Origin of the sequence: Arthrobacter rhombi (assembly GCF_900163545.1) — a bacterium.
GTDB classification, from domain to species: Bacteria; Actinomycetota; Actinomycetes; order Actinomycetales; family Micrococcaceae; genus Arthrobacter_H; species Arthrobacter_H rhombi_A.
Genome location: NZ_FUHW01000002.1, coordinates 24,139 through 37,264 on the forward strand (window position 1 = coordinate 24,139; position 13,126 = coordinate 37,264).

The 13,126-nt window shown below is 65.7% G+C and carries 13 protein-coding genes; 6 read left to right on the forward strand and 7 right to left on the reverse strand.

The window, feature by feature from the left end; all coding sequences use genetic code 11:
* Nucleotides 1-3 precede the first annotated feature (3 nt).
* Nucleotides 4-783 (reverse strand): 3-hydroxyacyl-CoA dehydrogenase, encoded by a 780-nt coding sequence (locus tag FM101_RS00335; RefSeq protein WP_086993788.1) that lies wholly within the window; start codon nt 781-783, stop codon nt 4-6.
* Between the two features lie 114 nt (nt 784-897).
* Here FM101_RS00335 and FM101_RS00340 point away from each other — a divergent pair, with 114 nt between their 5' ends.
* Nucleotides 898-1,650, forward strand: a complete 753-nt coding sequence (locus FM101_RS00340; protein WP_086993791.1) for a glutamine amidotransferase — start codon at nt 898-900, stop codon at nt 1,648-1,650.
* Nucleotides 1,651-1,686: 36 nt separating this feature from the next.
* On the opposite strand, the gene FM101_RS00345 is transcribed toward FM101_RS00340, so the two are convergent.
* The 5 genes from FM101_RS00345 to FM101_RS00365 form a co-directional block, all read right to left on the reverse strand.
* Nucleotides 1,687-2,571, reverse strand: a complete 885-nt coding sequence (locus FM101_RS00345; protein ID WP_241895502.1) for a cytochrome b/b6 domain-containing protein — start codon at nt 2,569-2,571, stop codon at nt 1,687-1,689.
* Between the two features lie 114 nt (nt 2,572-2,685).
* Nucleotides 2,686-3,693 carry an electron transfer flavoprotein subunit alpha/FixB family protein gene (locus FM101_RS00350; RefSeq protein WP_241895503.1) on the reverse strand — a complete coding sequence of 336 codons (1,008 nt, stop codon included), beginning with the start codon at nt 3,691-3,693 and terminating at the stop codon, nt 2,686-2,688.
* Between the two features lie 11 nt (nt 3,694-3,704).
* A complete protein-coding gene (locus FM101_RS00355) occupies nt 3,705-4,469 on the reverse strand; it encodes an electron transfer flavoprotein subunit beta/FixA family protein (protein ID WP_086993799.1) in 765 nt (254 codons plus the stop codon).
* A gap of 2 nt (nt 4,470-4,471) precedes the next feature.
* On the reverse strand, nt 4,472-6,988 hold the full coding sequence (locus FM101_RS00360) for a GcvT family protein (RefSeq protein ID WP_086993802.1): 2,517 nt from the start codon (nt 6,986-6,988) through the stop codon (nt 4,472-4,474).
* 156 nt (nt 6,989-7,144) lie between these two features.
* Nucleotides 7,145-7,765, reverse strand: a complete 621-nt coding sequence (locus tag FM101_RS00365; RefSeq protein WP_086993805.1) for a YdeI/OmpD-associated family protein — start codon at nt 7,763-7,765, stop codon at nt 7,145-7,147.
* 69 nt (nt 7,766-7,834) lie between these two features.
* Here FM101_RS00365 and FM101_RS00370 point away from each other — a divergent pair, with 69 nt between their 5' ends.
* From FM101_RS00370 to FM101_RS00380, 3 genes are read left to right on the forward strand one after another with little or no spacing between them, the layout of a single operon-like run.
* Complete coding sequence (locus tag FM101_RS00370) at nt 7,835-7,993, forward strand: CopG family transcriptional regulator (protein ID WP_086993808.1); 159 nt, start codon at nt 7,835-7,837, stop codon at nt 7,991-7,993.
* A gap of 5 nt (nt 7,994-7,998) precedes the next feature.
* Entirely contained in the window at nt 7,999-8,727 is a 729-nt protein-coding gene (locus FM101_RS00375) for a VOC family protein (protein WP_143269138.1), read from the forward strand.
* 50 nt (nt 8,728-8,777) lie between these two features.
* Nucleotides 8,778-9,863, forward strand: coding sequence for an NADH:flavin oxidoreductase/NADH oxidase (locus tag FM101_RS00380; RefSeq protein WP_241895504.1), 1,086 nt, complete (start codon nt 8,778-8,780; stop codon nt 9,861-9,863).
* 7 nt (nt 9,864-9,870) lie between these two features.
* Here the strand turns inward: FM101_RS00380 and FM101_RS00385 are convergent, their stop codons facing one another.
* Complete coding sequence (locus FM101_RS00385) at nt 9,871-11,364, reverse strand: MDR family MFS transporter (protein ID WP_086993816.1); 1,494 nt, start codon at nt 11,362-11,364, stop codon at nt 9,871-9,873.
* A 225-nt stretch (nt 11,365-11,589) separates the two neighbouring features.
* On the opposite strand from FM101_RS00385, the gene FM101_RS00390 reads away from it, so the two are divergent.
* Nucleotides 11,590-12,129: an NUDIX hydrolase family protein gene (locus tag FM101_RS00390; protein ID WP_086993820.1), complete on the forward strand. Its 540-nt coding sequence runs from the start codon at nt 11,590-11,592 to the stop codon at nt 12,127-12,129.
* 3 nt (nt 12,130-12,132) lie between these two features.
* On the forward strand, nt 12,133-13,050 hold the full coding sequence (locus tag FM101_RS00395; protein WP_086993823.1) for a DUF6707 family protein: 918 nt from the start codon (nt 12,133-12,135) through the stop codon (nt 13,048-13,050).
* The last annotated feature ends 76 nt before the right edge of the window (nt 13,051-13,126 follow it).

Sequence of the window (13,126 nt, forward strand, 5' to 3'; positions counted from 1 at the left end):
TCCTTATTTCGGGGCCATGCGGATGGCCCCGTCGAGCCGAATGGTCTCGCCGTTGAGCATCTGGTTGGACATGATGTGTTCGACCAGCGCAGCGTATTCGGCCGGCTTGCCCAGCCGTGAGGGGTGGGGCACCTGGGCGCCGAGGGAATCCTGGGCTTCCTGCGGCAGACCGGCGAGCATCGGGGTTTCGAAGATCCCCGGTGCGATGGCCATGACGCGGATCTGCTGCCGGGCGAGCTCGCGGGCCAGTGGAAGGGTCATGGCCGCGACGCCGCCCTTGGAGGCCGCATAGGCGGGCTGCCCGATCTGGCCGTCGAAAGCCGCGACCGAAGCGGTGTTCACGATGACACCGCGCTCCTCGGTCCCGGTCTCGTCATCGAGGAGCGGCTCGGTTCCCGCCATGGCTTCGGCGGCGAGCCGAACGACGTTGAACGTGCCGATCAAATTCACGGCCACCACCTTCTCGAAGGAGGCCAGCGGCAGGACGCCGTCCCGGGACAACACCTTGCCCGGTGTCGCCACCCCGGCACAGTTGACCAGGATGCGCAGTGGTGCCATATCGCTGGCGACCTCGACGGCCCGCCGGACTTCGTCTTCGTTGGTGACGTCCGCGGCGACGAAGCGAGCGCGCTCCCCCAGGCCGATGGCGGCATCCTCGCCGGCCGAGCCGGGCAGGTCGAGCAGGACCACATGGGCTCCTGCGTCGTAGAGTTTTTTGGCGGTTGCGGCACCCAGGCCGGACGCGCCACCGGTGATGAGGGCCGAGGCCCCGGCGATCTCCATTTTTCCTCCCGAGGGGTGGACATGATCCACCCGGTTAATGGTTGTTAACTCAAATGCCACTCTAGCGTCTGCGTCGCGGACACTCCACCCCTCGGGACGTCGTAGGATTCGCTCATGAGTCCCGTTTCCGGCGCCCGCCCCTTCCTGCTGCTGTCCACCCGCGAGGACCCCGTGGCTGCCCAGGACGAGGTCCGTGGATTCCTGGCCGCCTCGGGTCTGCCGGCTTCGATGCTGGCCGTGATGGCTCTGGGCGCCTCCCCGCTGCCGGAACCGCTGGAACTGGAGGCCTATTCGGGCATCATGCTCGGCGGCGGTCCGTTCAACTCTTCGGATGACCCGGCCCGTAAATCCAAGTCCCAACTACGGGTCGAATCCGAGATCTCGGCACTGTTGGACCAGCTCATCGAGCATGACTTCCCGTTTCTGGGCGCCTGCTACGGCATCGGGACCCTGGGGACCCATCAGGGGGGCACCGTGGATCGGACCCATTCCGAACCGGTCGGGCTCTCCCATATCGAGCTGACCGAGGCAGGGGCCCGCGATCCGCTCACGGCAGGGTTGCCTCCCGCCTTCGAGGCCTTCGTCGGGCATAAGGAAGCCGTTTCGACACTGCCCCGGCACGCCGTCCTGTTGGCGACCTCGGGGCCTTGCCCGGTGCAGATGTTCCGGATCGGCACGAACCTCTATGCCACCCAGTTCCATCCGGAGCTCGACGGCGACGGGCTGGCCACGCGCATTGCGATCTACCGTGACGCCGGCTATTTCCCTCCCGAGGAGGCCGGCCCGCTGACCGAGCTCGCCTATGCGGCCGATGTCACCTGGCCGGGCCTGATCCTGCGCAACTTCGTCCAGCGCTACCAGCGTTAGGAGGCCCGGCCGCCGATGCCCCGCGCCCTCCCCCGGCTAGCGCCGGGTGACCTTGCCGGTGAGCTGGGCGACCGGCTGCAGGAACAGTGGCCGGGCGGCGATCCAGCCGGCCACCACGATGATCGCCGCGACGACGAAGACCCAGAATCCCACCCAATTGACCGTGTCCTGCCCCTGACTGCTGTACATGTAGTTGAGGTTGCGGCGCATGCCGGTGGTGAAGACCAACAGCACGTGCACGAAGATGAACACCACGAAGTAGAACATCACCGGCAGGTGAATGGCCCGGGCCAGCAGGACCGGATAATAGCGATTGATTTTCCATTGGTTGGACCACACCGAAGACATCCGCAGGCCGGTCACCACCGCCAGCGGGGCGGCAATGAACACGGTGACGAAATAGGCCAGCAGCTGGATTCCGTTGTAGTTCTGCCAGGCTGATTCCATCGGCCACTCCAGCGATAGGTATTGCAGTCCCGCCGAGAACGCCTGGGGGAAGACGTCCCACCCGGTCGGAATGATCCGCCTCCAGTGCCCGGTGGAAAAGAGCAGGATGTAGAAGACCACCCCGTTGAGGATCCAGAGCGAGCCCAGGCTGTAGTGCAGCCACAGGTAGATGCTCATTTTGGCGGGAGGGTTCTGCCGATTGCGGGGGCCTACCGTGCGGGTCCAATAGGCTTCAGGGGTCCGTTGGGTCCGCACCATCCACCCGGCGCGGATGATCAGGAAAATCAGGAAGAAGTTGAAGAAGTGCTGCCATTGCAGCCACCAGGGAAAACCGTTGGGGGTGTCCGCGGTGGCCGGCGGCTGGCCCGGGTAGTCCGCCAGGAATTCTCGTCCCGCAGAGCTTCCCAGATACCCTCTGGCGCCCAGGACCGCCGCGGCCAGAACCACGATCACGAGGGGGGATATCCAGACCATCTTGAACCATGTGGACTGCCTGAAGCCCGCAACGGTTCGGTTGCTCGAGGTTCTCATCATTCTCCTGTCCGCCACACTCAGCCTCCGGCCCCATGAGGCTACCGGGCCCGAAACTCATCCACCCGAGGACTCCCGCCGCCGTAGTTCGGCGGTGAGAGCCGGCACCACCTGGTGCAGATCACCGATGATGGCATAGTCGGCCTGGGTGACCATGGGCGCATCGGGATCGGTGTTGATGGCCACGATCATCTTGGCCGACTGGCAGCCGGCCCAATGCTGAACGGCGCCACTAATCCCGCAGGCAAGGTAGACATCCGGGGAGATCCTGCTGCCTGTCTGGCCGATTTGTTCGTGGTGGGGGCGCCAGCCGAGGCTGGTGACCACCCGGGATGCCCCCATGGCGGCCCCCAGCTGCTCCTTCAGTTCGAGCAGGTCATCGAAACCATCGGCGCTGCCCACTCCGCGGCCTGCCCCGACCACTACCCGGGCCCCGGTCAGCGTCGAGGTGGCATCCGGTGCGCCGGTTTCGACCCGTACGACGGCGGTGACCAGGTCGGCGTCGGAGAGCTCAGGCTCGAATTCATGCCAGGGCGGCTCGCTGGGCTCCTCGGCGGCCACCGGGTCCACAGCATGCCCGGCGACGGTGATCATCTGCGGGGACCCGTCAAGCCGCATGTGCTCGAACACCGCCCCACCCATCACCTGGCGCGAGACGATCAGGGGTTCGGTGCCGACGATGCCCACGGCGTTGGCCGCCATCATGGCCCCCGTCCGGGCGGCCATATGGGCCAGCACCTCGCTGCCGCGCGGGGTGCCTGCGGCGAGGAGGTACTCGGCGGGAAGGGCTCCCAGTGCGGTGGCCCAGGCGGCCGCGCCGTAGCGTTCCAGCCGTTCGCCGGTGGCATGGTGAATGGAACGCACTGAGTGTTCAGCTAATTGCGTCGACAGCCGTTCCTTCACCCGCTGCGCCGTCTGGGCACCGGTGGGCGATGCTTCGCCGGCGCCCAGGGGGCCCACGACCAGGGCCTCCACGGTTTCGTCGCCGAGTCTGCCGGCCAATTCTCGTGCGAAGGTCAGGGTTTCCAGCGAGGTGAGGGTGGCCCCGCTGTTGTCGGTTTCCACGAGGACGAGAATCATCGGTTCAACACCCCGCTGGCGGCGAGCACCTCGACGAGTGCCGGGACGGCATCGGGCCCCTCACCCAGGATCTGGACGGTGCTGGGTTTCGCCGGTGGCAACGTGAGTCGGATCCGGCCGGAGCCGACCGGTTCAATGTGGGAGTCCTTGCGGTCGATGGTCAATCTCTTGGCCTTGATCCGTCCCCGGATCGACGGATATCGCGGTTCCACTCCTCCCTCCTGCACGGCGATCACCGCAGGCAAAGGGACCTCGAACACGTCGGTCCCCTGTGGTCCTGCCCCTCGGGCCTGGACCGAGGAGCCGTGGATTTCCGCGGTATTGATCCCCGTCAGGACCGGCCTCTCGAGGGCGTATCCGAGCCGGACGCCGACCTGGAAGTCGCCGGTATCGGCGGCATCGTTGCCGACCAGGATCAGGTCGTAGGTGGTCTCCGAAGCCCTGACTTCAGCAGCGATCGTCGCCGCCACATCCGCTGGGCCGTAGGTTTCGGGGTCCACGGTGATCAGGGTGGCCGCACCTGCCCCCAGCGCCACCGCGTGCCGGAGCTGTTCTGCCGCCTCGGCGGTGCCGATGCTCAGGACCCTGACGTCTCCGCCCGTGTCCGCCGCCAGTCCGACGCCGAGTTCGATCGCGCATTCGTCATGCTCGCTGAGCGTATAGCCGACATGGCGGGCGTCGATGCTGCGAGCGTCCTGGCTCAAGAGGATTTCGCCCGAGGTTTCCGGGACCCGTTTAATGCAGACCAATACATTGACCATCTTCAGCTCCTGATCCTGAGGTTCTCGGGGTCGAATAGCGGGGTCGCATCGGTGGCCGCCACGGTGGCCGGATAGGAGCGGCCCAGGTAGTTCACGGCCAGTCGGGTTCCGATGCGGGCCTGCGCGGGAGGAAGGAAGGACATCAGCAGGTGCACGCCCAGTGATGGCGCCGATCCTGCCGAGGTGACATAGGAGCTACGCCCGTGCCCGTCGAGCAGTGGTTCGCCTTCGGGGCCGGTGACCGCTTCGCCGCCGAGCATGTAACGGGAAATGCCCTCGCCGTCCCGGTGATCCTCCACCTGCAGCGTGCACAGGACCCGCAGCGGCGTTTCCGACCGCTGACGCAGATATGCCTCGCGGCCGATGAACTCCTCGGTCTTCGCCCGCGGACGCATCATTCCGGTCTCCACGATGGTCCGCTCCGCGTCCAGTTCCGCACCGAACGCCCGGTACCCCTTCTCCATCCGGCCGGTGGTCCCGTAGACGCCGTTGCCCACCGGCACCAGACCATCCTCGCGTCCGGCCTCGGCCAACAGCGACCAGAGACGGGCCCCTTGCTCCATCGGCACATAGAGTTCCCACCCCAGTTCACCGACGTAGGAGATCCGTGAGGCGTGAACGACCAGCGGACCCGCTTCCAGGTTTTGGCAGTGGGCGAATTTGAAGCCCTCGGACGAAATATCCGAGTCGGTGATCCGTCCGAGGATGTCTCTGGCCCGCGGACCCCAGAGGCCGATGGTGGTCAGTTCGGAGGTGCGATCGACAACGTGGGTGGTCCTCGGATCCGGTCGCCGGTCGGAGAACCATTTGCGGTCGATGTTCCCGCTCCCGCCACCGGTGACCACCCTGAAGTGGCCCTCGCCCAGGCGCATGATGGTCAGGTCAGCACGAAAACCACCGCGAGCGTCCAACACCGGGGTGTAGATGACCCGCCCCACCGCCACATCCATTTGGGCCACCGCCACCTTTTGCACGGTGTCCAGGGCCCCGGGTCCCACGACGTCGAAGATGGCGAAGGCTGAGAGGTCGACCATTCCGGCGCGCTCGCGCATCGCCAGATGCTCGGCGTTGATGATGGGTGACCACCAGCGGGAGTCCCATTCGGCACTCCGGTCCATGACCGCCTCGCCGTATTCGGCCAGCAACGGAGCGTTGGAGGCGTACCATTGCGGTCGCTCCCAGCCGGCGGCCTCGAAGAAGGTGGCCCCGAGTTCCGTTTCGGCGGGGTGCATCGGCGCGAGACGGATATTGCGGTTGCTGAGCCATTGTTCGCCCGGGTGCACGATGCCGTAGGTCTTGTTGAAGCCTTCCTCGACCCGGGCCTTCACGTGGGTCCGCGTGCGTTGGTTCGGGTAGAACCGGGCGATGTCCGAGGTGTGCGTATCGTATTCCGGCGTGCCGGTGGTCATCCACTCGGCGATCATCCGTCCAACACCGGGGCCCTCCTTGACCCAGACGGCGGCTGCGGACCACAGTCCTGCCACCTCGGGGGTTTCACCCAACAACGGGGCACCATCGGGGGTCAGCGAGAGCAGCCCGTTGATCGCGTACCGGATTTCCACCTCGGGGTTGCCCAGAATATCGGGCATCAATTCCAAGGCCTGCTCCAGTTGCAGATCGAAATCGTCTTCCGTGAAGGGCATTTCGGTGGGCGAGAGTTTGGACTGGGCGATGGAGGGGATGTCTTCGGCGTCGTGCAGGATGGGCCGGTGTGCGTAGGAGCCGATCTCCAGGTCACCGCCGTGCTGGCGTTCATAGCAGCCGGTGTCCATGTCACGGATGATGGGGAAGGAAATTTCTCCGCTGGTGCCGGCGAACTGCGGAACCGGCCCGACGCTGATCATCTGGTGGACGGTGGGGCTCAAGGGGATGGAGGCCCCGGCCATCCGGGCCAGTTTCGGTGACCAGACTCCGCAGGCAATGACGACGGTGTCGGTTTCGATGGTTCCGGCGTCGGTATGCACGCGGCGAATCCGCCCGGCCTCGACATCCATGCCCGTCACCTCCACCGTGGCGCAGACCTGCAGCGCGTCAAGCCCCATGGCCGCCTCACGCATCAACGTGCCGGCCCCTTGGGAATCAACGACGCCGACCCCCGGGGACCAGAAGGCGCCGCGGATGACCGAGGGCTCGAGATATGGGACGCGTTCGACCACCGCTTCGGGTGAGACCATCTCCGATTCAAGGCCCCAGGCCCGGGCCGAGGTCAAGCGTCGGTAGAGCTCTTGCATCCGCTCCTCGGTGCGGGCAACTTCGAACCCGCCGGATTGCGTGAAGACGCCGAGGTCCTTGTACTGGCGGATACTGTCGGCCGTCAGATCGGTGATTTCCCGTGAGTGGTCCACCGGGAACAGAAAGTTTGAGGCGTGCCCGGTGGAACCCCCCGGATTCGGCATCGGCCCTTTATCGAGTTGGACGATATCCCGCCAACCCAGCCGGGCCAGGTGGTGAACGATGGAATTTCCCACGATTCCGGCTCCGATGACAACTACCCGTGCACTCGCGGGAACCCTACTCATGACGCCACCTCAATTTGCCATCGATTCATGACGCGGCGGGCACTTCGATCAACCGCGGTGGAACCGCCGTAGCTGAACCATTGCGCGTTTGCCGGTCGCCGTCAAGGGTGAAGGGCGGCTCAACAAAAAGCGTGCTGCCGGGGCCCGCTCACGGCCTCAGGTTCGGGTGTTCCTCCGTTTGGGTGCTTCGGCAAAGCCCGGCTGGGCATACGGGGCTTGCCCGCGTTCGAGCATGGCCACGAATTCGGCGATCTTGCGGGTTTTGGACTCCTCACGTTTGAGTGTGTGGATCCGGTAGTACAGCGCGTAGCGGTTGGTGCTGTTCAGTCTCGCGTAGGCCATGCCAGCCGCGGGATTTGCGTCCAACGCGGCGGATAGCTCCTCGGAGGGCTTGGCTGTCGCCTGACCGACATAGGCGCTGTCCCAGCGTCCATCAGCGCGTGCCGCTTCGACTTCGGCCATCCCTGCGGGGGCCATCCGTCCTGCTCCCACCAGCCGATCCACGAGTCCGACGTTGATGGCCGACCAGGCGCTGCCGGACCGGCGCGGGGTGAAGCGCAGCAGGTAGCTGCCTTCATCGCGGCGACCTGCCTGTCCGTCGATCCACCCGAAGCACAGGGCCTCGTCGAGCGCAGCCGCCCGGGTCAACGTCGTCGTCTTCCCGCCCTGTTTATGCAGGACTAGCCGCACCCCCGCGGCCTCGGTGTGATGCTCGGCCAGCCATTCGCGCCACACGGCGGCATCGGGGACCAGAAGTTCGGGCAGGGTGATCGCCATGCGCCCAGTTCAGCAGGTCCGGACACCAAGGTCTATACGCAAGCAATCTACTTTGCTAGCATCCTAATTATGTCTGCTGAAGCAACCCCGGATCCGGACCGAAAGATCCAATTCAACGTCTACCTGCCCGCAGGGCTGGTACGGGAAATCAAACATGCCGCCATCGACGCCGAAACCTCCCTCTCGGCCTATGTTGCCGCGGCGCTGGCCGAACACCTGAAGGAGTAGTGCTCATGCTGCGCGTGACCCCCATCCACTTCACCGACCACCTCGGGTCATGGACCTCCCTGCTCGAGGCCCTCGGCCTCGTCCATGCCGTGAACTCGGACGGCTGGCATGAATTCGACTCCGCCTCCGGCAGGGTCCGACTCCACGCCACCGATGCCGATCATCCCTCAGGCACCACACTGCTGTCCTTCGAGGTCGGTGACCTGGACGAATTCACCCGGCGCACCCGCGAGGCAGGCACCGCCGTGGTGATGACCGAAGAAGGCCATGGCAGCACCGCGACCATCACCGGCCCCGATGGCCTCTCCTTCCCCGTCACCGCCCAGTCGCCCCGCCCCGAGCCCGCACAGGCCGACCCGGCGCTGCAGGTGCTCGTGCTGTGGATGACACCGGAACCGCAGGGTCCTGCCGAAACCCTGCGCAATATCGGCGCACGCCCCCAGATCGCCAGCGATAGCGGAGGCTGGGTCCAGTTCCGGGCCAAGAACGGAGGCCTGGTCGCCACGCATTCCGGCACCCGGGCCTTCGCCACGCTCAGCTTCGAGTACGACGACGATGCCGAGGTCCTGCTCACCCGGCTACAAACCGCGGGGCTGGGGGCGAGTCTGGTCGACGAGTCCTATGGACGCACCGTGTTGGTGGAGCACCCGGACGGCGGAGAGCCGATCTGGATCAACGAGGCCCAACAGGATCTCTACGGTTACCACCGGCTCGCCGGGGCAGGCGGGGAATAGCCCCGGGGCGGCCATCGTTATTTGCCGATGTGATCCGACTTTTTGAGCCCGTGACCCTGAACGCCCCGACCGGCCCGGGCCTGATCCTGCGCAACCGTGCCGTCCTCGCACCCATGTGCCAGTATTCGGTCACCGCGAAGGACGGTATTGCGCAGGCCTGGCATCAGGTGCATCTGGGGTCTCGGGCCGTCGGCGGATTCGGGCTGGTCTTCACCGAAGCCACCGCCGTTTCCCCCGAAGGACGCATCTCCGATCAGGACACCGGGATCTGGAACGACGCCCAGCGCGACGCCTGGGCCCCGATCGTTGATTTCATCCATGCCCACGGTGCCGCAGCGGGGATCCAGCTAGCTCACGCCGGTGCCAAGGCTTCAACCTACCCCGCGCTTCCGGCGGCGGCCGGCCGCGGCACGATCCCGGTGGCGGAGGGCGGCTGGACCACCGTGGCCCCCTCCGTCACCGACGTCCACGGGCTGGACGCGCCAACGAAAATGACGGTCGAGCAGATCCGGTCATCGCTGGAGGACTGGACAGCAGCCGCCCGACGGGCGGACGAAGCAGGCTTCGACATCATCCAGCTTCACGGCGCCCACGGCTACCTCATCCACCAGTTCCTCTCCCCGTTGACCAATCAACGCACCGACGAATACGGCGGCAGCTTCGAGAACCGGACGCGGTACGCTCGCGAGGTCATCGCCGCGGTCCGTGCCGTCTGGCCGGCGGAGAAGGTCTTGGGGATCCGGCTCTCCGGTGAGGACTGGGTCTCCGGCGGCTGGCGAATTGCCGATACGGTCCGCTTCGTCCGCGTGGCCCGCGAACTGGGCGTCAGCGCCTTCGACCTCTCCAGCGGTGGTATCGGCCCCTTCCACGGCCCCAGCGGCCCGGGGTACCAGGTCGGACTGGCCACAGCAGTCAAGGAGGCACTGACCGGCACGGACTCATTCGTGAGCGCCGTCGGGATGATCACGACGGCACAGCAGGCCGAGCAGCTCCTGGTCTCCGGACAGGCCGACGGGGTCAGCATCGGCCGGGCAGCACTGGTCGAACCCTACTGGCCGGCCATCGCGGCCCGGGACCTGGGCATGGATCGCGAAGCCATTCCGCGGCCCCCACAGTATTTCCGTGCCGGCTGGTAGATGCCTTCTACTCCTCGACCGTTTCTGAGTCCCGGCCGTTGAGGAAGATGCTGATCACGATCAGGGAAACACTCAGGCAGGCGGCAACGAAGAATCCGCTCCGGAACCCCATGACCTGCGCCTCGAGGTCGGAGGCTCCGGCCAGGGCCGAGGACGCCGTTCGGGAAGCCAGAATGCCGACCAGCAGGGCGGTTCCCGCGGCGCCCCCCAGCTGTTGGAGGGTGCTCAGTACCGCTGAACCATGCGAGTGCAGGTGATGTGGCAAGGGGTTCAGCGCGGAGGTGAACGCCGGGGTGAAGATGAAGGCGAAACTCAACGACATGCCCAGGTACAGCACCAGCAGCCACCAGATCGGGGTCTCCGATTCCAGCCGGGAGAAGGCGAACATCACGACCGAGAGCAAAGCGGTGCCGGGCAGCAGCAGCGGACGCGGCCCGACCTTGTCATAAAGTCGTCCCACCAGGGGCGCCAACAGACCCATGAGCAGCCCACCGGGCAGCAGCAGCAATCCGGTAGCCAAGGTGTCCAGATCCCGCACATTCTGCAGGTAGATCGGCAGCAGGATGATCACTCCGAAGAGCGAGACCATGGCCATCATCATCAACACCAGCGCCAACGTGAAATTCCGGTACGTGAAGGGCCTCAGGTCCAGCAGTGCCGTATCGGTGCGTTGCAGGCGCAACTGCATCAGGGTGAACACGGCCAACGCCACGAAGGCGACCGCCAACGCCACGATGGCCAGACCGTCTGGCCCCTGGCCCGCGCTGTCACTGCCACCACCGATTTTGCTCAACCCGTAGACGAGCCCGCCGAAGCCGGGGATCGCCAACAGCAGCGAGACAACGGAGAGCGGCTTCCTGCCGGCCTGGGCCACGGACGAGAGCCGTGGGGCGCCGATCACCAAGGCAACGAGCGCAATGGGCAGCACGAGCAGGAACATGAAACGCCACGTCAAAAATTGCAGGATCAGCCCGGAGATCGTCGGCCCGATGGCCGGTGCCACGGAAATCACGATCGATACATTGCCCATCACGGTGCCTCGACGTGCCGCCGGTACCAAGTCCAGGACCGTGGTCATCAACAAGGGCAGCATGATCGCCGTTCCGCTGGCTTGAATGACTCGCGCCCCCAGCAGAACCGAGAAGGTGGGGGCGAAACCTGCCAGCAACGTCCCGGCGGAGAACAAGCCCATCGAGAGCATGAACACGGTGCGCATGGAAAAGCGCTGGAGCAGATAACCGGTCATGGGAATCACGACGGCCATCGTGAGCAAGAAGGCCGTCGCCACCCATTGCACGGCATCGGCGCTGACGTCGAAGGCCACCATGAGCCGCGGCAGGGCGACGTTCATGATGGTCTCGTTCAAGATCACGACGAAGGTGGAAACCAGCAACACGGCGATGGTCTTCTTGGCCGCTGGGTCCAACCGGTAGTCCGACGGCAGGGAGGAGGCTGCCGCCGCGGGTTGTCCGGGCGCCACCGGGCTGTTGTCGGAAAGCATAAGGCTCCTCTGGTTAATCGACCGCGGACCAAGCCGTGACCGTGGTCCGTCGACGTGCCGGGAGTTTCGGGCCCCGATGGCGATCGGGGCACTCAACCGGTGGTCAACCCACCGACTCCCCAGCTTATTCCCCACAGCGACTGCCGGAGCTTCTTTTGCATCAATCCGGGCCCCCACCGGAATGGGGGCGTGAAGTGTCGGTGCGGATGCGATAAACATGAGGGTATGAACGTTCGTACCCCGGACCCCAATCCCGGCTGGCTCTCAGAAGAAGACCTCTATGAGGCCCGGCAACGACTCCCCATGCTTTATGTCGAAGCGATTCCGGTCCGTTTGGACCCGTTGGGCTATGTCAACGAAGTCGGGCTGCTCTACACCGCCGACGCCGCCGGACATTTCAGCCGCACCTTCGTTTCGGGACGCGTCATGTATCGCGAGACGGTCCGCGCCGCCCTGGTCCGGCATATGGAGAAGGATCTGGGCCCGCTGGCGATGCCGCAATTGCCCTTGAGCCCGGTGCCCTTCACCGTGGCCGAGTACTTCCCCTCCCCCTCGGAGACCGGGCTGACCGATGAACGCCAGCATGCCGTGGCGCTGGCCTACGTCATTCCCGTCCGGGGCGAATGCAGCCCTCGCCAGGACGCCCTCGAACTGACCTGGCTGACCCCCAGCGAGGCCCTGAGCCCGTCCATCCGTGACGAGTTCGCCGGTGGCCGCGCCAATATCCTTCGACAGGCACTGGCCCATGCGGGCTGGTGCGAGTAGGTAGTGACCTTGCAGCATGACTACATCCGGGCCGTCCGCGCAGAGAAAGTGACGACCGGAAACCGTTTCATCACCCGCAGCGGTGCCCCGAGTCGGCCGGTGACCGGGATGAGGACGGTTCCGGACAGCTTCGGAACCCCCGCCTATATCGAGGCCACGCTGGACAACGGGCAGAAGGTCACCATCGCCCACGGGTCAACCATCCGCGTCCATACCGTCGAACCCCCACGGGAGGCGACCCTGGATGAGCTGACGGTCATCCCGGTGGAGGACGGCTCGCCCGAGGCCATCCTGATCTCCATTGCCCGCGAATACCCGTGGGACCAGCGGGTGCTGGCACCCATTGCCAAACTCAGCCGCGGTTTCAACCCGAAGTCCGGCGCCCAGCTGGAAGACGTCCGCGATCTAGCCCATCTGCTCTTCGTCGAGCTCGATGACCAGCCGAACGTCTGGCGGGCCCTGGGCGTGCTGACCGAGCTGCCCTTCGACGGGAACTTCGGCCGGTGGAAGTCCATCCAGTCGGCGCTGGCGATTGCCGCCTACCTCTCGGCCAGCGACGGCGATGCCGAGGCCTCGCGCCGGTATTCGGAGTCGCTGCGGGTCACCGACCACATCGAAGAGGACCCGCTGAAGGATAAGCTCACCGCCGAGCTACGCCAGCGCCAACTCGACGAGCCCAACCTCTTCGACCGGGAGATCCACCGGGCCACCGCTGCCGGTGACGCCGTGGCCATCCGTTCCTGGCGGATCGAACGGCTCGACGCGCTGCTGTATCTGCTGGCACACGGAGGTTCCCGGGTGCTGGCCCGTGACGAATTGCAGCGCATGATCGATCATGAGTTGGAGACGCTGCGTTCCCTCGACGGGCCGGGGCAGCAAGAAGCCGAACAGGCAGCAGACGACGCCGGAGCGCACGAGTAACGCGGTTCAGCTGCCCGTCAGAATGGCCTCGGAGCATAAGGCAAAATGGTGGGGTGCCTGAAACCGATTCCCCCCT